Here is a 16,918-nt window from a genome sequence, read left to right as displayed (position 1 = left end):
GCGGCCCGCGCCTCAGGCGACGGCGCCGCTGTCGCGCAGCGCCGCGATTTCCGGGCCCGAGAAGCCCCAGTCCGCCAGGATCGCGTCGCTGTGTTCGCCCGGACGCGCAGGCGGGCACTGGATGGCGCCGGGGGTGCGGCTGAAGCGCGGCGCCGGGGCGGGCTGGATCACTCCGTCCACCTCGACGAAGGTGTGGCGGGCACGCAGATGCGGATGCGCCGGCGCCTCGTGCAGCGACAGGACCGGGGCAATGCAGACCTCGCGCCCCTCGGCCAGCGCCACCCATTCGTCGCGGGTGCGGCTGCGGAAGGCCTCGGCGAATTTCTCGCGGATCAGCGGCCAGCCTTCCTTGTCGTGCTGGTCGGGCAGGCCGGCATCCTCAAGGCCCAGCAGCTTGACCGCGTTGCGATAAAACCGCGTCTCGTTGGCGCCGATGCCGATATGCTTGCCGTCCGCCGTCTCATAGACGTTGTAGAAGGGCGCGCCGGAATCCAGCCGGTTCGCCCCGCGCTCATCCGTCCAGTAGCCCATGGCGAGCGCGCCGTAGATCAGCGTCATCAGCGAGGCCGAGCCGTCCACCATCGCCGCATCGACCACCTGCCCCCGCCCCGAGCCCCTGGCCTCGAGCAGCGCGCCAAGCACGCCCATCACCAGGTAAAGCGAACCGCCGCCGAAATCGCCGGCCAGGTTCAGCGGGATGACCGGCGGGCCGCCGGCCTGCCCCACCGAATGCAGCACGCCGGTCAGGGCGATATAGTTGATGTCGTGGCCCGGCTCGCGCGCCAGCGGGCCGTCCTGCCCCCAGCCGGTCATGCGACCATAGACCAGGCGCGGATTGGCGGCCTGGCATTCCTCGGGGCCCAGCCCCAGCCGCTCGGCGACACCGGGCCGGAACCCCTCGATCAGCGCATCGGCACCGCGCACCAGCCGCAGCACGGTCTCGACCGCCTTGGGGTTCTTCAGGTCCAGGGCCAGGCTGCGGCGGCCGCGGTTGAGCAGATGCAGCCGCGGATCGCCCGGCAGGCCGCCGTCGCCGGCCTCGGCGCGGTCGATGCGGATGACCTCGGCCCCCATGTCGGCCAGCAGCAGCGCGGCAAAGGGCACCGGGCCGACCCCGCCCAGCTCGATGATCCTGATGCCCGCCAGCGGGCCTTTTGCCTTGCTCATGCCTTCCTCCTCGTGATGGGCGCCGGACGGGGCGCAAGCGAAAGCGGCGGACGATCCCGTCGCCGCCGCTTCCGAACCAGCCTTGCCGTGGCTCTTTTCCGTTCTGCCGGACGCGCCGCCTTGGGGCGGAAATTAGGCCCGCCGCGCCCGCCATCCAACTCGTAGATTTCGAAGCCGCATTTCGGTCTTGCCGAAGCGGCCCCTGCTAGAGGTTCTCGGCGAAGAAGGTCTTGAGCTGCGCCATGGCCTTCCCGACCGGCTCGGGCTGGTCATAGAGGTCGTAATGAGTGGCGCCGGGCACGACCAGGATGTTCTTCCTGGCCGAGCGCGCCTTGTCGAACAGCTCGAACCCGTCGCGATAGGAGCCGAAGGCACCGGCCTGGCCGCCGCCGACGATGATCTGCAAGGGCTGGGTCAGCAGTTGGTCCGCCAGATGGAACGCATCGAAGCCGAAGCCGGCCTGCGTGCTGACCACGTTGAGCCTGTTCGGCGAGCCGGGCTGCCGGCCGCGCTGGGTGGTGTAGTAGTCCACCGCCTCGACCACATCGACGTCCTTGATGCCCGTGGCTTCCAGCTCCTCCTGCGAGCGCGGGATATAGCTGGTGATCGCCGGCTCGGCCCCGCGCGCCTCGGCGGTGCGCTGCGCGCAGATGCCCTCCAGCGCCTTGATGGCCGCGTCGGGGCTGAGATCGCCCTCGCGCGAGATCCGGCCGTAATTGGCGCCGACGACGGTGGCGACGGCCTTGAAGCGGCGTTCGGTCATCGCGGCATTGACCGCATAGCCGCCGCCGCCGCAGATGCCCAGGACGCCGATGCGGTCGGCATCGACGAAATCCTGCGCCACCAGGTAGTCGACCGCGCAGCGGAAATCCTCGACGCGGGTGGCCGGATCTTCCAGATACCGCCCAGGCCCACCGCTTGCGCCCTGAGTCGAGGCGTCGAAGGCCAGGCAGACATAGCCCAGATCGGCCAGTTTCGCGGCATAGATCGCCGCGGTCTGTTCCTTGCACGAGCTGATCGGATGGGCGACGATAATGGCCGGGTATTTCCCGCCCTCGTCGAACCCTTCGGGAAGATGCAGGTCGGCAGCCACGTCCCAGGTCTTGTTCCTGAAGCTCACGGATTTCATGGTTCGGTTCTCCTCTTTGCCGCTATCGGGCGGGGTGGGATCAAGGATAGGTCTTGAAGATGGGGCGGACCGGCTGGGCCGACGCAATGACCGGAATATAGCCAAGCCGGCTTCTTGCGATTAGATGGGGCAATCGGAATACGGCCATTAGCGGGTCTTATGAATGAACACCGAGGATCTTCGCGACCTGAACGCCTTCGTCGCCGCCGCCGAAGAGGGCAACTTCACCCGCGCCGCCGCGCGGCTGGGGGTGTCGCAATCGGCGCTGAGCCAGACGATCCGCAATCTCGAGGAACGCACCGGCGTGCGCCTGTTCAACCGCACCACCCGCAACGTTTCGCTGACCGAGGCGGGCGAGCGGCTGCTGAAAAGCGTCCACCCCGCCCTGGCCGAGATCGAGCAGGGTTTCGCCCAGCTTGGCAGCCTGCGGGACAAGCCCGCCGGCACCATCCGCATCTCGGCCGACGAATATGCCATCGACAGCGTGCTATGGCCGCTGTTGCAGCCCTTCCTGCGCAAATATCCCGACATCGCGCTGGAGCTGACCACGGATTACGGGCGCGGCGACATCATCGGCCAGCGCCAGGACGCCGGCGTCCGCCGCGGCCGGCTGGTGTCGCAGGACATGATCGCGCTGCGCATCGGGCCGGACGTGCCCATGGCGGTGGTGGCGACGCCCGAACGGGTGGCCGCGGGCAAGGCGCCCGCCCGGCCGCAGGATCTGGCGGGGCAGGATTGCATCAACCTGCGGCTGCCGACGCATGGCGAGATCTTCCCGTGGCATTTCACCGTGGATGGCAAGGACATGCATGTCACCATTTCCGGGCGGCAGGTCTTTACCTCGATCGCGCTGGTGCGCGCGGCCTGCCTGGCGGGGTTCGGCTATGCCTACCTGCCCCTGGGCTATGTGGACGCGCATCTGTGCGACGGGCGGCTGGTCGAGGTGCTGGCCGATTGCAGAAAGACCTTCGAGGGCTATCACCTCTATTATCCCAGCCGCCGCCAGCAGCCCCCGGCGCTGGCGGCGCTGATCGAGGAATTGCGCGGCCGCGCCTGAAGCGGTCGCGCAGGGCGCTCAGCGGGCGACGTAGCCGCCATCGACCGGCAGCGCCACGCCCGTCACATAAGAGGCATCGTCCGACAGAAGCCACAGCGCGGCATGGGCGATCTCTTCGGGCTGGGCCAGGCGACCCAGCGGGACGGCGGCCATGATGCGGGCCAGGTTGGCCTCCTTGCCGGCCTCGTCCACGTTGCGGTTCATGAAGAAGGGCAGCATCGGCGTCTCGACCGGGCCGGGGCAGACCGCGTTCACCCGGATGCGGTCGGCGGCAAAGCGCTGCGCCAGCGACTGGGTAAAGCCGACGATGCCGAACTTCACCGCCGAATAGACCGGGCTCATCATCGAGCCGACCAGCCCGCCGACCGACGAGGTGAAGAGGATCGCACCCCCGCCCGCGGCGCGCATATGCGGCGCCACCTCGCCCGCGCAGACCAGGGCCGAGGTCAGGTTCAGCGCCACGGAAAAGTCGTATTGCTCCAGGTCGATGCCCTCGACCTCGGTCGGGCCGGGCGTCCCGGCATGGGACCACAGCGCGTCGATGCCGCCCAGGGCTTCGGCCGCCTCGGCGATGATGCGCCTGCATTCCTCGGGGCGGGACAGGTCGGCGACGATGCCTGTCGCCTTGCCGCCCTCTGCCTCGATCCCGGCCACGACCTCGGCCGTGGCCTCGGCGTTCACGTCCACCACCGCGACGCTGGCGCCGTTCTGCGCGAAAAGCCGGGCGCCGGCCCGGCCCATGCCCGAGGCGCCCGCCGTCACCACGGCGCGTTTTCCCTGCATTCTCATGATCGCTTCCATCCCTTGCCGCGGGGATCAGCCCCGGATGTTTTCCTTGAAGACCGGGCTGGCCGAAACGAAGCTTTCGAACTTCAGCGACCGCACCTTCCAGCCCGCGCCGGTGCGGGCAAAGCTGAAGGCGTAACCCCCCGACAGAAGCTGGTGGATGCCGTCCGCGGTCAGCCGGAAATAGGTCACGTCGGTCTTGGCCGCGGCCTTGTCGCCGTCCACCTCGATCACCGGGTTGGTGATGTGGTGGTGGCATTGCGGCACCTCGCGCCAGACCTTCTGCACCAGTTGCCGGATGCCGTCGGTGCCATGCCCCTCGCCGCGGGGCAGCAGATAGTCGCCGTCCTCGGCCCAGATGCTCATGAAGGTCGGTTCGTCCTTCCTGTCGATGCCGTGGCAGTATTTCGCCATCAGGGTCTTGATGTCCTCGATGTCGAGCAGGCGTTGCAGCTTGTCCTCGGCCGTCATTCCTTCCTCCTCCTGGATGTGGCAGCCGCGGCTCAGGCAGCGGGCGTGCCGTTCAGAACCTCCGCGAGCCTGCGGGCGTCGCTTGCGTCGTCCCAAAGCGCGGCGGCCAGCGCGCCGCCGCTGGGGAAGCGGCCCAGATGCGCCAGCCCTTCGCCCTTGGCGATGATCTGTTCGACGCTCAGCGGCTTGCGGGCCGTGCCCACGCTGTCCACCACCAGGGCCGAGCGCGTGCCGCCATCGGCAAGGCGCATCGTCACGCGCGAGGCGAACTGGCGCGGGTAATATTCCCGCTCGATCTCGGCATCGACCTGGAAGCGGACCTTGGCGACCAGCGACAGGATGCGCGGATCGTCCAGGAATTCCTCGCCATAGGCGTCGTAGCGGGTCGGGCCGTAGGCCAGGGTCGCCGCGACGATATAGGGGCAGCTGTATTGCGCGGTCATGGTCGATTCGGCCCGCGTCATGTGCTGTTCGGCGACCAGGCGCGGACCCTGGATCAGGATCTCGGCGATGCTGTCGGTGGGGACGGTGAAATCATCCGTCACCTCGCGCAGGGCGTCGATGGTCGAATGGAACAGCCGGCAGCAGGAATAGGGCTTGAGGCTGATGACATGGATCTGCTTCTCGCCCGGCTCGACCGCTTGCAGCGGGCCGCCGAACAGGCCGGCCACGCCATAGGCGCCCTCGGCCGCCTGCAGGGGCGCGGTCACGGCCGAGAGTTCGGCGAAATCCGCGGCCAGCACGCCGTTGCGCGCGCCCAGCCCGGCATGGACGCGCTTGACCTCGCCCCCCGTCGGCTCGGCCGAGAACTGCATCGAGCCGCAGGCCTGCGACAGCGCATGGCCCCATGCCTGCAGCAGCATGTCGGGCGTGACCTCCTGCCCGCGCGCATAGGCCCGCAGGGCGACCGCCGCGGTCGCCGCCCCGAACGAGCCGAAGACCGAGGTCGGGTGAAAGCCGCGATGCACCGTCTCGAGCCCGCCGGCGCAGCCGCCGATCAGCGCCATCGCCTCGTAGCCGGCGATGGCGGCGCGGAACAGGTCGGCCTGCGAGGCGCCGGTCTGCGCCCCCACCGCCAGCGCCGCGGGAATGATGACGCAGCCGGGATGGCTGGTGGTCACGTCATGGGTGTCGTCCAGCTCATAGGCGTGGCCGGCCGTGCCATGCACCAGCGCCGCGACCGAGGGATCGGCGGTCCAGTCGGCGCCCAGCACCATGCTGGGCCCGGTCCCGGCAAAGCGTCGCGACCATTCCGAGATCTGCCGCACCGCCGGCCGGGTGATCCCCCACAGCGAGACGATGAACCCGTCCAGGAACAGCCGGCGCATCGCCTCGGTATCCTCGGCACTCGGCATGGCATTGGCCAGGGCCGCGACATGCGTGGCCAGCCGCAGCGTCAGGCCAGCCGTGTTCGGCGCATCCTGCTTCATCTCGGGTCTCCTCCGTCCAGCGAACCGGCGGCGCGACCGGGCGCCGCCTTGCCCGCCCATGGTCGTGCTTCCCCGGCTTTCGGGCCACCGCAAAAACGCGCGCCCCTCTCTATGGCCCATGCAGGCTCGCCCTATGGCCGGGGCGAAAAGCGTTGCCCGGAGGGGATCAGGGGAAGACATTCCCCAGCCATGAAGTCGCCGATCCGACAACGGCGACAGGGAGGAAACCTCATGACAAAGGCATCATCAGCGCGGCGGGCCGACAGGCACAAGAGCCAAGGCAGACCGCCCGTCCTGCGCCGTCTGCTGTCCGGCGCGCTGCTGGCGGCGGCCGCGGCGACGCCCGTTCTGGCCCAGGACAAGATCGAGCTGAAGGTCGCGCATCTGTTCTCGAACGAGCTTTACCTCTGGGCCGAGGGCGGCAAGAAGATGGTCGACGCGGTCGAGAAGGCCACGGACGGCCAGGTCAGCTTCACCGTCTATCCCTCGGGCCAGCTGGGCAAGGATACGCTGGCCGCGCTGCAATCCGGGCTGGCGGACATCGCCATCGTCATCCCCGCCTATAACGCGCAGAAGCTGCCGCTTTCGTCGGTGGCCGAGCTGCCCGGCCTTTACGCCGATTCCTGCGAGGCCAGCGCCAGCATGTCGGCCATCGCCGCGCCGGACGGGGTGCTGGGCCAGGCCGAATACGACCCCCAGGGCGTGCGGCTGCTGTTTGCCAATGTCCAGCCGGGCTACAACCTGTTCATGGGCAAGACCGATCCGCAGAACCTCGAGGCGATCAAGGGCAAGAAGATCCGCGCGGTCGGCAATTCCGGGGTCAGGACCATCTCGGCCCTGGGGGCGGTGCCGGTGCAGATCACCGTGTCGGAAGTCTACGATTCGCTCAGCCGCGGGACGATCGACGGCGCGCTCTACAACTATATCGGGCTTCCCGACTACGATCTGCCGGACCTGCTGAAATATTCCGTCCAGGGCCCGCGTTTCGGCGGCACCGCCATCATCTATGCGATGCGGAACGAGACCTGGAACAAGCTGCCCCCCGAGGTGCAGCAGCATTTCACCGAAGCCGCGGCCAAGGCGCGCGAGAACCTCTGCACCTGGCAGCAGGAAAACACGCTTTCCATCCGCGAGGACATCGTGGCCGGCAAGGGCCATACCGTCGTCACCCTGTCGCCCGAGGAAAACGCCCGCTGGGAAGCCCCCTTCCCCGGCGTGATCGACGCCTGGCTGGGCGACATGTCCTCGGCCGGCAAGGACGGGCAGGCCATCCTGGACGCCTATCGCGGCAAAGCAGCCGAATAGGCGCGATCCGCAGCAGGACATCGGCCCGGTTCCTGGGCCGGCGACGGATCATCCCGTTGCCGGCCCTTTGCCCTGTCCTCGCCGCCTTGCTGCCCGGTGCGCTGCAGGGGTCGCGCCGCAAACAAAAGATCCCGCCGCAGGGGATGCGGCGGGATCGTTTCCTTGCCGGCGGTCAGAAGCGGACCTGGACCGATTTGCTTTCCGTATAGGCCAGCACCGATTCCGCGCCGAATTCGCGGCCGAGGCCCGATTGCTTGAAGCCGCCGAAGGGCATCACCGGGTCGGTCTCGCCGAAGGTGTTGACCCAGATGCGCCCGGCCTTCATCGCCCGCGCCACCTTGTGCGCGCGCGAGATGTCGCGGCTCCAGACCGCCGCCGCCAGGCCATAGCTGGTGTCGTTGGCCTTGAAGATCGCGTCGTCCTCGTCCTTGAAGGGGATCAGCGAGACGACGGGGCCGAAGATCTCCTCGCGCGCGATCCTCATGCCGTTGGTGACGCCGGCGAAAACCGTGGGCCTGACGAAGAAGCCGGGGCCTTCGACGCGGTCGCCGCCGGTGCGCAGCTCGGCCCCCTCGGCGTTGCCGGCATCGACATAGGACATCACCCGGTCGAGCTGCCTGGCCGAGATCACCGGGCCAAGCTTGGTTTCCGGGTCGAAGGGGTCGCCGACCTTCTGGCCCGAGGCGATCTCGACGATGCGCCCGGCCACCTCGTCATGGATGCCTTCCTGCACGAAGACCCGCGTCCCGGCCGAACAGACCTGCCCCGAATTGCGGGTAAAGCCGTTGACCGCCGCGACCACCGCCTTGTCCAGGTCGGCATCGGCGAAGATGATGTTCGGCGACTTGCCGCCCAGCTCCAGCGTCACCCGCTTCATCGTCTCGATCGAGGCTTGCAGGATCTGCTTGCCGACCACGGTCGAGCCGGTGAAGGCGACCTTGTCCACCTCCGGGTGCCCCGAGATCGCCGCGCCCACGGTCGAGCCATAGCCCGTCACCACGTTCAGCACCCCCGGCGGCAGGTCGGTGTCCTGGATCAGCTCGGCCATGCGCAGGGTGCTGAGCGAGGCCAGCTCGGACGGCTTCAGCACCACGGTATTGCCGCAGGCCAGCGCGGTGGCGATCTTCAGCGCCGCCATCAGGCTGGGCACGTTCCAGGGGATGATCTGGCCGCAGACCCCGACCGGGTCGCGCAGGGTGAAGATGAACATCGAGGCGTCGGTGGGCGTGGTGGTGCCGAAGATCTTGGAACACCAGCCGGCGTAATAGCGGAAGGTGTCGCCCACCATGGCGATCACCGCATTGCTGAACCAGGTCGGCATGCCGTTGTCCAGCGTCTCCAGCGCCGCAAGCTCGGCGGCGTCCCGGTCGATGGCCTCGGCCATCTTCAGCAGCATCCGCGTGCGCAGATGCGGCGAGATGCCCGACCAGGTCGGCGCCTCGAAGGCGCGGCGGGCGGCGCGCACGGCGACATCCACGTCGCCCGCATCCGCCTCGGAGATCCGGGCCAGCAGCTTGCCGGTGGTCGGGTTCAGGCTTTCCAGCGTCCTGCCGGATTGCGCCTCGACCCATTGGCCGTCGATCAGGTTGCGTTTCGGCCCCGCGGCCGCCCAGTCCCGCGCGGTTTCCCGTCCCGGATGGGTGAAATCTGCCGTCATCTTGCTCCCTCCCGATGTTCAGCTTGCGTCGCGGCGCGGCAGGGCGTCCTGCCGGATCATGTCCGCCGCCTTTTCCCCGATCATGATGCAGGGCGCGTTGGTATTGCCCGAGGTGATCGTGGGCATGACCGACCCGTCCGCCACACGCAGCCGCCCGATGCCATGCACCCGCAGCCGCGGATCCACCACCGACAGCGCGTCGCGCCCCATCCGGCAGGTGCCGACCTGGTGCCAGCCGCAATTGCCGTGGGCCCTGATGTGCTCGAGCAGCGCCTCGTCCTCCTGCACCGCCGGCCCCGGCAGCCGCTCGGCCACCACGCGGGCCGCCACCGGGTCGCGGGACATGATCTCGCGCATCCGCCGCAGGCCCAGGACCGTGCGCCGCCCGTCGTCGGGGTCGGAAAGGTAGTTCGGCTGGAAGGCCGGCGCCGCCAGAGGGTCGGGCGATCTCAGCGACACATGCCCGCGCGAGCCGGGGTTGAGCAGCACCACCCCGGCGCTGACGCCGGGAAAGCCGTCCACCATCACCGCCCCCTTGGGATGGAAGGTGTAGGACACCGGCCGCAGCACCATCTGCAGGTCCGGCTGCGCCAGCGCGTCCGAGCTGCGCACAAACACCGCCGAGGCCGAGACCGACAGGGCCAGCAGCCCGCGCCGCGCCAGCAGGTATTTGACCCCCTCGACGTATTTCCCCAGCCCGCGCAGGGCGTCGTTGCAGGAACTGCCCCGCGTCACCTCCCAGATCATCGGGCCGAACCAGTGGTCCTGCAGGTTCCGGCCCACGCCCGGCAGGTCGCGCGCGACCGCGATGCCCTGCGCCGCCAGCATCCGCCCCTCGCCGATCCCCGACAGCATCAGCAGATGCGGCGAATTCAGCGACCCGGCCGAGACCACGATCTCGCGCCGGGCGCGGATCACATGGCGCCGGTCGCCCTGCAGGATCTCGACGCCCGTCGCCTCGCCCCGCTCGACCAGGATGCGCAGCACGCGGGTCTTGCGCATCACGGTCAGGTTGCGCCGGTGCAGGACCGGCTTGACGAAGGCGGTGTAGCTGGTCTCGCGCCGGCCGTCGCGGATGGTGTGCTGGTGGAAATCCGCGCCCTCGTAGGGCGGGGCGTTCAGGTCGCCGACGCGCGGGACGCCGGCATTCTCGGCGGCGCGCAGGTAGTCCTCGATCGTGGGGTGCTTCTGGCGCGGGTCGCTGACCCGCAGCGGGCCGTCGCCGCCGTGGAACGCGCTGGCGCCGCGGCTGTTCGATTCGGACTTGATGAAATAGGGCAGCACCTCGTCCCAGCCCCAGCCCTCGGCGCCCAGCGCGGCCCAGCGGTCGAAGTCCAGCGGGTGGCCGCGCATGTAGACCATGCCGTTGACGGCGCCGGTGCCGCCTTCGGTCTTGCCGCGCGGCCAGTAGATGCTGCGGCCGTTGATCTCGGCGCCCGGCTCGGTGAAATAGGCCCAGTTGATCGCCTTTTCCAGGAACAGCCGCCCCATCCCGGCCGGCGCATGCACCCAGAAGCGGTCGGCATGGCCCCCAGCCTCCAGCAGCAGAACCTGGTTGCGACCATCCTCCGACAGACGGCTCGCAACCACGCTCCCAGACGAACCAGAGCCAATCACGATGTAGTCGTAGCTGCTCATCCGGCCTCCCCCTTCTCCCTCGAAGGGCAGTCTAGGGCCTGGGCGCGGCCGGGCTAGCGGTGCCCGGCCTATGGCGCGCAAAGGGCCGTCCTGTAGCACGGAAACCGCCTATGCCATCCATAGGCTTTCCCTATCCATTGGCATGCCGTGTTGAGCGGCCGCCCTTGCGGCGCTTTGCTGGCGCAACAGCAGCCGACACGGAAAGGAGAGGGGAATGGACAGGGTAAAGGGCAAGACGGTCCTGATCACCGGCGCCGGCAGCGGCATGGGCGCGGCCTCGGCCCGGCTTCTGGCCGACGAGGGGGCGAATGTCCTTGTCACCGACATTCGCGGCGATGCCGCCGAAACGGTGGCCGCCGGCATCCGCGACCGGGGCGGCGAGGCGCAGGGCCAGGTGCTGGACGCGACCCGGCCCGATCAATGGCAGGCGGCGGTCGAAAGGGCGCTGGCACTGTGGGGCGGCATCGACGTCCTGGTGAACAATGCCGGCCTGCCGGGCGAGCCGATCAGCTGGGAAGAGGCCACGCTGGAGGGGCTGAACCGGATGATGGCGCTGAACATGGACAGCCAGTTCCTGGGCATCAAGGCGGTGACGCCGCATATGAAGCCGGGCAGTTCCATCGTCAATTTCTCATCCATCGCCGGGCTGGTCTGCTTTCCGAACCTGCATCCCGGCTATGGCGCCTCGAAGGGCGCCAACCGGCTGCTGTCGAAATGTGCCGCGGTGGATTTCGCGGCGCGCGGCATCCGGGTGAACTCGGTCCATCCCGGCCTGATCCGCACGCCGCAATCCGAGTATCTTTTCGACGATCCCGCCGTGGTCGAGGCGGTCCTGGCCAGGATTCCCCTTGGCCGCCCCGGCGCGCCCGAGGACGTGGCCAAGGTCGTCCTGTTCCTGGCCAGCGACGATTCCGCCTATATGACCGGCGCGGAACTGGTGGTCGATGGCGGCTATACCGCCATCTGACCGCCATCTGACCCCAGCGGCGGCGGCGGGCCGGCCGCATTCAGCCCTCGGCCGAGGAACGGGAATTGCGGTGCGGCATCAGCCCGCCATCGACCGGCCGCACCACGCCGCGGACGAAGTCCGACAGGCCGGAGGCCAGGACCAGCGCCGCATCGGCGATGCAGCGCGGATGGCCGGTCATCGGCAGCGGCTGCATCCTGGCAAATTGCCGGCCTGCAGCATGCCCTGCCCCAGCTGGTGCTTTTCCCGCAGCGCCGACTTGACGGCACCCGGCACGATCACGTTGACCCGCGTGCCCTGGCCTCCCGGCCATCCGCGCCGCATGGCGGCCGATCTGGCAGACCGAGGCCTTGGCGATGGTATAGGCGCACCCCCACAGCCGCCGAGGTCAGGATGATCGCGCCCTTGCGCGCCTTCAGCGCCGGGGCGGCCACCTTGATCGCCAGCATGATCGCGGTTTGCAGCATGGGCGGGAACGGCGACGCTCTTGCCGGCCAGCGCCGCCTCGAAGCGGTCGAGGCAATGCGCCACGCGCGGCTGCACATAGTCCGAGATCACCGCCGTTATCGTGCGCTCATACCCGCGAACCACCGGCCAGGTGCCCGATGAGGGGGCGACGGGCATCTCGGGCGCCGTCTCGGCAAGCATGGCCGCGACGGCGCTCTCGTTTTCGGGGTTGCGGCAGGCATGCAGGAAGGCCAGGACGATGCCCGCCGCCCGCGCCGCCGCCGACATCCACCACGATGCGATAGCCCATTGCCCACTTCCTTTTGCCGTTTCGCGGCAGCCTGCCACGGCAAAGGCAGGCCGGGTCAATTCGATCTGGCATGGCATGCATGGCCATGGGTTATGGTTTCGGCACCGACATGTAGCATTCGGGATGCGGCACCGGGCGGAATCCGGCGCTTTCATGGACCGCATGGGCGTCGCGCGTGGCCAGCATCCAGGTCTGGACCCCGGCAAGCTCGGGGTGGGTGCGGATCGCCCGCGCCAGCCAGCCGGCCAGCCCGCGGCCGCGGTGGTCGGGCAGCACGAAGACGTCGCGCAGATAGGAGAAGACGGTGTAATCCGTCACCAGCCGCGCAAAGCCCGTCATCGTCCCCTCCGGCGCGATCACCGCCATCGGCAGCGACCCGGCCAGGGCGCGTTCAAGCCGGTGCCGCTCTGCCGAGCTTTCCAGCTATCCCGCCCTGCCGCCGCCCCAAGGCGACGACCCGTCCCTCTGCTGGCGCGGCTGACCGGGCAGGAGCCGCTGGGCTCGGTCAGCTACGGGACCGAGGCGGGGCTGTTCCACGCGGCCGGCATCCCTGCGATCATCTGCGGGCCTGGCAGCATCGCCCGCGCGCACCGCGCGGACGCGTTCATCCCGGTCGCAGAGCTTGACGCCTGCCGCCGGATGCTGCGGGGCCTGGCAGAGGAAACGTCCCGCCCAGCCGTCGCCATGGCCGGGATCCGCACGGGCCGTGGCGCGGGGGCGGGACCAGCGGCCCCTTGCCGGGCCCGGATATTGACAAAGCCGCGGACAGCAGGCAACGCAGGACGGCGCCGGGTGCAACGCCTGCAGCCGGCGGCACGATCCAGACGCGGACGGGCGGTCGTCCGGCGGATGCCCTGGCGGCCCTTGCAAGGTCGCGGCCCGGATCCAAGACGGGCCGGCCGGCACATGGCCCGATGCGGGCGATGCCGGGGGCGCCCCTCCCCCAAAGCCCGAGGCCCCATGCCCTTCACCATCGCCATCGACGGACCCGCCGCATCGGGCAAGGGCACCATCGCGCGGGCGCTTGCCCGGCATTTCGGCTTTGCCCATCTCGACACCGGCCTGCTTTATCGCGCCGTGGGCGCCAAGGGCGGCGATCCGATCGCCGCGGCCCGCGCGCTGGCCCCCGAGGATCTGGCCCGCCCCGACCTGCGCAGCGCCGAGGCCGGGCAGGCCGCCAGCCGCGTCGCCGCGATCCCCGAGGTGCGCGCCGCGCTGGTCGAGTTCCAGCGCCGCTTCGCCCGCAGCCAGCCCGGCGCGGTGCTGGACGGGCGCGACATCGGCACGGTGATCTGCCCCGAGGCCGAGCTGAAGCTCTACGTCACCGCCAGCGACGAAATCCGCGCCCGCCGCCGTGCGCTGGAACTGGGCGCCGACGAGGCCCGGATCCTGGCCGAGCTGCGCGAGCGCGACGCCCGCGACGCCGCCCGCGCCGTGGCGCCGATGCGGCCGGCCGATGACGCGCTGCTGCTGGATACCAGCGAAATGACCATCGACGAGGCCGTGGCCCGCGCCATCGCCTGCGCCAGGGAGGCCGGCGCATGACCCCGCGTTTCCAGCTGACCGACCTGCGCGTGCCGGTGATCCAGGCGCCGATGGCCGGCACCGCCACGCCGCATCTTGCCGCCGAGGTCAGCCTGGCCGGGGGGCTCGGCTCGCTGGGGCTGGGCGCCGCCAATGCCGCGCAGGCCGCCGCGATGATGGCCGAGACGCGGGCGCGGCTGGGCTCGGACCGCTATGGCGTCAACCTGTTCTGCCACCGTCCCGCCCAGGCCGATGCCGCGCGCGAAAAGGCCTGGCTCGACTATCTGGCGCCCGAGTTCCGCCGCGCCGGGGCCGAGCCTCCGGCCCGCATCGAAGAGGTCTATCGCAGCTTCGTCGCCGATGACGACATGCTGCGCGCGGTGCTGGCGGCGCGGCCGGCGCTGGTCAGCTTTCACTTCGGCCTGCCGCACGCCGGACACATCGCCGCGCTGCGCGACATGGGCGCGGCCCTGGCGGCGACCGCGACCTCGCGGGACGAGGCGCTGGCCATCCGCGACGCGGGGCTGGACCTGATCGTGGCCCAGGGCCACGAGGCCGGCGGCCATCGCGGCATCTTCGACCCCGACGGCCCCGACGAATGCCTGCCGACCGCGGCGCTGCTGGCCGAGTTGCTGGACCTGGGCCTGCCGGTGATCGCGGCCGGGGGCATCATGGACGGCGCCGATGCGGCGCGCCACCTTGCCGCCGGGGCGGCGGCGGTGCAGATGGGCACCGCCTTCGTCGCCTGCCCGGAATCGGCGGCCAATGAGGCCTATCGCAGCCGGCTGGCCGCGGCGCAGCCGGGCGATGCGGTGATGACCCGCGCCATCTCGGGCCGTCCGGCGCGCGGGCTTGCCAACCGGCTGACCGCGCTTGGCGAGGCACCCGAGGCCCCGCCGCTGCCGGATTACCCCATCACCTACGACGCGGCCAAGCGGCTTCATGCGGCGGCGGGCGGCTCGGACTACGCGGCGCAATGGGCGGGAACCCAGGCGCCGCGCGCCCGGCCCATGCCCGCCGCAGACCTGCTGGCGCTGCTCGGGCGCGAGATTTGCTTGCATCTGCCGGGCCTCGGCGCTTGCCAGGACCGCCGATGAGCGCTATATCCCGCCCGTCAAGGTAAGCGATGGGGCCAGAACAGGCCGCTTCAACAGGGTCGGGCACATGCCGCGACCCTTTGCGCTTATCCCGGCATCTACAAAGAGACCGGCGGAGCCAACCGCATGGCCAGCAATGATCGAAAAGGAAACTGGATCTATATGTGCGCTAAAGCGACCATGGAGGAATTCGAGGCCCTCCTGAACGAAAGCCTCGCCATCGACACGCCCGAAGAGGGCTCGGTCGTCAAGGGCAAGGTCATCGCCATCGAGGCGGGCCAGGCCATCATCGACGTCGGCTACAAGATGGAAGGCCGCGTCGATCTGAAAGAATTCGCCAACCCCGGCGAAGCCCCCGCCATCGCGGTCGGCGATGAGGTCGAGGTCTATCTCGACCGCGTCGAGAACGCCCGCGGCGAAGCCTCGATCTCGCGCGAGAAAGCCCGCCGCGAAGAGGCCTGGGACCGCCTGGAGAAAGCCTATGCCGCGGAAGAGCGCGTCGAAGGCGCCATCTTCGGCCGCGTCAAGGGCGGCTTCACCGTCGACCTGGGCGGCGCCGTGGCCTTCCTGCCCGGTTCGCAGGTCGATGTGCGCCCCGTGCGCGACGCCGGCCCGCTGATGGGCCTGAAGCAGCCCTTCCAGATCCTCAAGATGGATCGCCGCCGCGGCAATATCGTCGTGTCGCGCCGCGCCATCCTGGAAGAGAGCCGCGCCGAGCAGCGCGCCGAGGTCATCGCCAACCTGTCGGAAGGCCAGACCGTCGAGGGCGTGGTCAAGAACATCACCGAATACGGCGCCTTCGTCGATCTGGGCGGTGTTGACGGCCTGCTGCACGTCACCGACATGGCCTGGCGCCGCGTCAACCACCCGTCCGAGATCCTGTCGATCGGCGAGACCGTCAAGGTCCAGGTCGTCAAGATCAACAAGGACACCCACCGCATCAGCCTGGGCATGAAGCAGCTTCAGGCCGACCCGTGGGATACCGTGGCCGACAAGTTCCCGATCGGCTCGGTCCATACCGGCCGCGTGACCAACATCACCGACTACGGCGCCTTCGTGGAGCTGGAAGCCGGCGTCGAGGGCCTGGTCCACGTCTCGGAAATGAGCTGGACCAAGAAGAACGTCCACCCCGGCAAGATCGTCTCGACCTCGCAGGAAGTCGACGTCATGGTGCTGGAGATCGACGAGGCCAAGCGCCGCGTGTCGCTGGGTCTGAAACAGACCATGCGCAACCCGTGGGAAGTCTTTGCCGAGACCCATCCCGTCGGCACCGTCATCGAGGGCGAAGTCAAGAACATCACCGAATTCGGTCTGTTCGTCGGCCTGGAAGGCGACATCGACGGCATGGTCCACCTGTCGGACATCAGCTGGGATACCCGCGGCGAGGAAGCCATCCAGGACTTCCGCAAGGGCGATGTGGTGAAAGCCGTCGTCCAGGAAGTCGACATCGACAAGGAGCGCATCTCGCTGTCGATCAAGGCGCTTGAAAACGACGCGATGGCCGAGGCCGTCGAGGGCGTCAAGCGCGGCTCGGTCATCACCGTCACCGTGACGGCGATCGAGGATGGCGGCATCGAGGTCGAATACAACGGCATGAAGAGCTTCATCCGCCGTTCCGACCTGGCCCGCGACCGCCAGGACCAGCGCCCCGAGCGCTTCCAGGTCGGCGACCATGTCGACGTCCGCGTGACCAACATCGACACCAAGACCCGCCGCCTGGGCCTGTCGATCAAGGCGCGCGAGATCGCCGAGGAAAAGGAAGCCGTGGAACAGTATGGCAGCTCGGATTCGGGCGCCTCGCTGGGCGACATCCTGGGCGCCGCGCTCAAGGGCCGCGGCTGAGCCAGCGATCGGCTGAACTTCGCGCCCCCGGTTCCGGCCGGGGGCGCTTTTCGTTGCGCAGTTCCGCCGATTGAACCATAAAGGCTTGAAA

The 16,918-nt window shown here is 69.3% G+C and carries 15 protein-coding genes; 6 read left to right on the top strand and 9 right to left on the bottom strand.

Annotated features, from left to right (window positions below; all coding sequences use genetic code 11):
- Positions 1-12 precede the first annotated feature (12 nt).
- Positions 13-1,167, bottom strand: coding sequence for a CaiB/BaiF CoA-transferase family protein (locus tag KF941_RS21085; RefSeq protein ID WP_214274417.1), 1,155 nt, complete (start codon positions 1,165-1,167; stop codon positions 13-15).
- Between the two features lie 205 nt (positions 1,168-1,372).
- The gene (locus tag KF941_RS21080; RefSeq protein WP_036760579.1) at positions 1,373-2,296 is read right to left on the bottom strand and encodes an alpha/beta hydrolase; all 924 of its coding nucleotides are present in this window, start codon (positions 2,294-2,296) and stop codon (positions 1,373-1,375) included.
- 163 nt (positions 2,297-2,459) lie between these two features.
- Between KF941_RS21080 and KF941_RS21075 the strand changes: the two genes are divergently transcribed.
- Positions 2,460-3,353 carry a LysR family transcriptional regulator gene (locus KF941_RS21075; RefSeq protein WP_214274416.1) on the top strand — a complete coding sequence of 298 codons (894 nt, stop codon included), beginning with the start codon at positions 2,460-2,462 and terminating at the stop codon, positions 3,351-3,353.
- Between the two features lie 18 nt (positions 3,354-3,371).
- On the opposite strand, the gene KF941_RS21070 is transcribed toward KF941_RS21075, so the two are convergent.
- From KF941_RS21070 to KF941_RS21060, 3 genes are read right to left on the bottom strand one after another with little or no spacing between them, the layout of a single operon-like run.
- Positions 3,372-4,142, bottom strand: a complete 771-nt coding sequence (locus tag KF941_RS21070; protein WP_214274415.1) for an SDR family NAD(P)-dependent oxidoreductase — start codon at positions 4,140-4,142, stop codon at positions 3,372-3,374.
- A 27-nt stretch (positions 4,143-4,169) separates the two neighbouring features.
- Positions 4,170-4,610: a nuclear transport factor 2 family protein gene (locus tag KF941_RS21065; RefSeq protein ID WP_214274414.1), complete on the bottom strand. Its 441-nt coding sequence runs from the start codon at positions 4,608-4,610 to the stop codon at positions 4,170-4,172.
- Positions 4,611-4,642: 32 nt separating this feature from the next.
- Complete coding sequence (locus tag KF941_RS21060) at positions 4,643-6,040, bottom strand: MmgE/PrpD family protein (RefSeq protein WP_214274413.1); 1,398 nt, start codon at positions 6,038-6,040, stop codon at positions 4,643-4,645.
- A 231-nt stretch (positions 6,041-6,271) separates the two neighbouring features.
- On the opposite strand from KF941_RS21060, the gene dctP reads away from it, so the two are divergent.
- Positions 6,272-7,345 (top strand): TRAP transporter substrate-binding protein DctP, encoded by a 1,074-nt coding sequence (gene dctP / locus KF941_RS21055; protein ID WP_214274412.1) that lies wholly within the window; start codon positions 6,272-6,274, stop codon positions 7,343-7,345.
- A 172-nt stretch (positions 7,346-7,517) separates the two neighbouring features.
- On the opposite strand, the gene KF941_RS21050 is transcribed toward dctP, so the two are convergent.
- Positions 7,518-9,002: an aldehyde dehydrogenase family protein gene (locus KF941_RS21050; RefSeq protein ID WP_214274411.1), complete on the bottom strand. Its 1,485-nt coding sequence runs from the start codon at positions 9,000-9,002 to the stop codon at positions 7,518-7,520.
- Between the two features lie 18 nt (positions 9,003-9,020).
- On the bottom strand, positions 9,021-10,640 hold the full coding sequence (locus tag KF941_RS21045) for a GMC family oxidoreductase N-terminal domain-containing protein (protein ID WP_214274410.1): 1,620 nt from the start codon (positions 10,638-10,640) through the stop codon (positions 9,021-9,023).
- Positions 10,641-10,854: 214 nt separating this feature from the next.
- On the opposite strand from KF941_RS21045, the gene KF941_RS21040 reads away from it, so the two are divergent.
- Positions 10,855-11,607, top strand: a complete 753-nt coding sequence (locus tag KF941_RS21040; RefSeq protein ID WP_214274409.1) for a glucose 1-dehydrogenase — start codon at positions 10,855-10,857, stop codon at positions 11,605-11,607.
- A gap of 40 nt (positions 11,608-11,647) precedes the next feature.
- Here KF941_RS21040 and KF941_RS21035 read toward each other — a convergent pair whose 3' ends face one another.
- Together KF941_RS21035 and KF941_RS21030 are read right to left on the bottom strand one after the other, a co-directional pair.
- The gene (locus tag KF941_RS21035) at positions 11,648-11,920 is read right to left on the bottom strand and encodes an SDR family oxidoreductase (RefSeq protein ID WP_240540508.1); all 273 of its coding nucleotides are present in this window, start codon (positions 11,918-11,920) and stop codon (positions 11,648-11,650) included.
- A gap of 534 nt (positions 11,921-12,454) precedes the next feature.
- Positions 12,455-12,787: a GNAT family N-acetyltransferase gene (locus KF941_RS21030; protein WP_214274632.1), complete on the bottom strand. Its 333-nt coding sequence runs from the start codon at positions 12,785-12,787 to the stop codon at positions 12,455-12,457.
- Between the two features lie 537 nt (positions 12,788-13,324).
- Here KF941_RS21030 and KF941_RS21025 point away from each other — a divergent pair.
- The 3 genes from KF941_RS21025 (at position 13,325) to rpsA (ending at position 16,827) form a co-directional block, all read left to right on the top strand.
- Positions 13,325-13,909, top strand: coding sequence for a (d)CMP kinase (locus KF941_RS21025; RefSeq protein ID WP_036756444.1), 585 nt, complete (start codon positions 13,325-13,327; stop codon positions 13,907-13,909).
- Positions 13,906-14,985, top strand: a complete 1,080-nt coding sequence (locus KF941_RS21020) for a nitronate monooxygenase (RefSeq protein WP_036756441.1) — start codon at positions 13,906-13,908, stop codon at positions 14,983-14,985. Before KF941_RS21025 ends, KF941_RS21020 begins: the two co-directional genes overlap by 4 nt.
- 162 nt (positions 14,986-15,147) lie before the next feature.
- A complete protein-coding gene (gene rpsA, locus KF941_RS21015; protein WP_036756438.1) occupies positions 15,148-16,827 on the top strand; it encodes a 30S ribosomal protein S1 in 1,680 nt (559 codons plus the stop codon).
- Positions 16,828-16,918: the final 91 nt, after the last annotated feature.

The organism is Paracoccus sp. pheM1, assembly GCF_018499825.1.
In the GTDB taxonomy this organism is placed as follows: domain Bacteria; phylum Pseudomonadota; class Alphaproteobacteria; order Rhodobacterales; family Rhodobacteraceae; genus Paracoccus; species Paracoccus versutus.
The sequence above is the reverse complement of the archived record's forward strand: the minus strand, read 5'-3'. Positions and strand labels throughout refer to the sequence as shown.

Excerpts from the sequence above, each read along its gene's own strand:
- KF941_RS21040 (WP_214274409.1), top strand. The coding sequence starts at position 10,855 with ATGGACAGGGTAAAGGGCAAGACGGTCCTGATCACCGGCGCCGGCAGC.
- KF941_RS21035 (WP_240540508.1), bottom strand. The coding sequence starts at position 11,920 with ATGGCCGGGAGGCCAGGGCACGCGGGTCAACGTGATCGTGCCGGGTGC.
- KF941_RS21060 (WP_214274413.1), bottom strand. The coding sequence starts at position 6,040 with ATGAAGCAGGATGCGCCGAACACGGCTGGCCTGACGCTGCGGCTGGCC.
- rpsA (WP_036756438.1), top strand. The coding sequence starts at position 15,148 with ATGTGCGCTAAAGCGACCATGGAGGAATTCGAGGCCCTCCTGAACGAA.
- KF941_RS21050 (WP_214274411.1), bottom strand. The coding sequence starts at position 9,002 with ATGACGGCAGATTTCACCCATCCGGGACGGGAAACCGCGCGGGACTGG.
- KF941_RS21080 (WP_036760579.1), bottom strand. The coding sequence starts at position 2,296 with ATGAAATCCGTGAGCTTCAGGAACAAGACCTGGGACGTGGCTGCCGAC.
- KF941_RS21075 (WP_214274416.1), top strand. The coding sequence starts at position 2,460 with ATGAACACCGAGGATCTTCGCGACCTGAACGCCTTCGTCGCCGCCGCC.
- KF941_RS21025 (WP_036756444.1), top strand. The coding sequence starts at position 13,325 with ATGCCCTTCACCATCGCCATCGACGGACCCGCCGCATCGGGCAAGGGC.
- KF941_RS21020 (WP_036756441.1), top strand. The coding sequence starts at position 13,906 with ATGACCCCGCGTTTCCAGCTGACCGACCTGCGCGTGCCGGTGATCCAG.
- KF941_RS21070 (WP_214274415.1), bottom strand. The coding sequence starts at position 4,142 with ATGAGAATGCAGGGAAAACGCGCCGTGGTGACGGCGGGCGCCTCGGGC.
- dctP (WP_214274412.1), top strand. The coding sequence starts at position 6,272 with ATGACAAAGGCATCATCAGCGCGGCGGGCCGACAGGCACAAGAGCCAA.
- KF941_RS21085 (WP_214274417.1), bottom strand. The coding sequence starts at position 1,167 with ATGAGCAAGGCAAAAGGCCCGCTGGCGGGCATCAGGATCATCGAGCTG.
- KF941_RS21045 (WP_214274410.1), bottom strand. The coding sequence starts at position 10,640 with ATGAGCAGCTACGACTACATCGTGATTGGCTCTGGTTCGTCTGGGAGC.
- KF941_RS21065 (WP_214274414.1), bottom strand. The coding sequence starts at position 4,610 with ATGACGGCCGAGGACAAGCTGCAACGCCTGCTCGACATCGAGGACATC.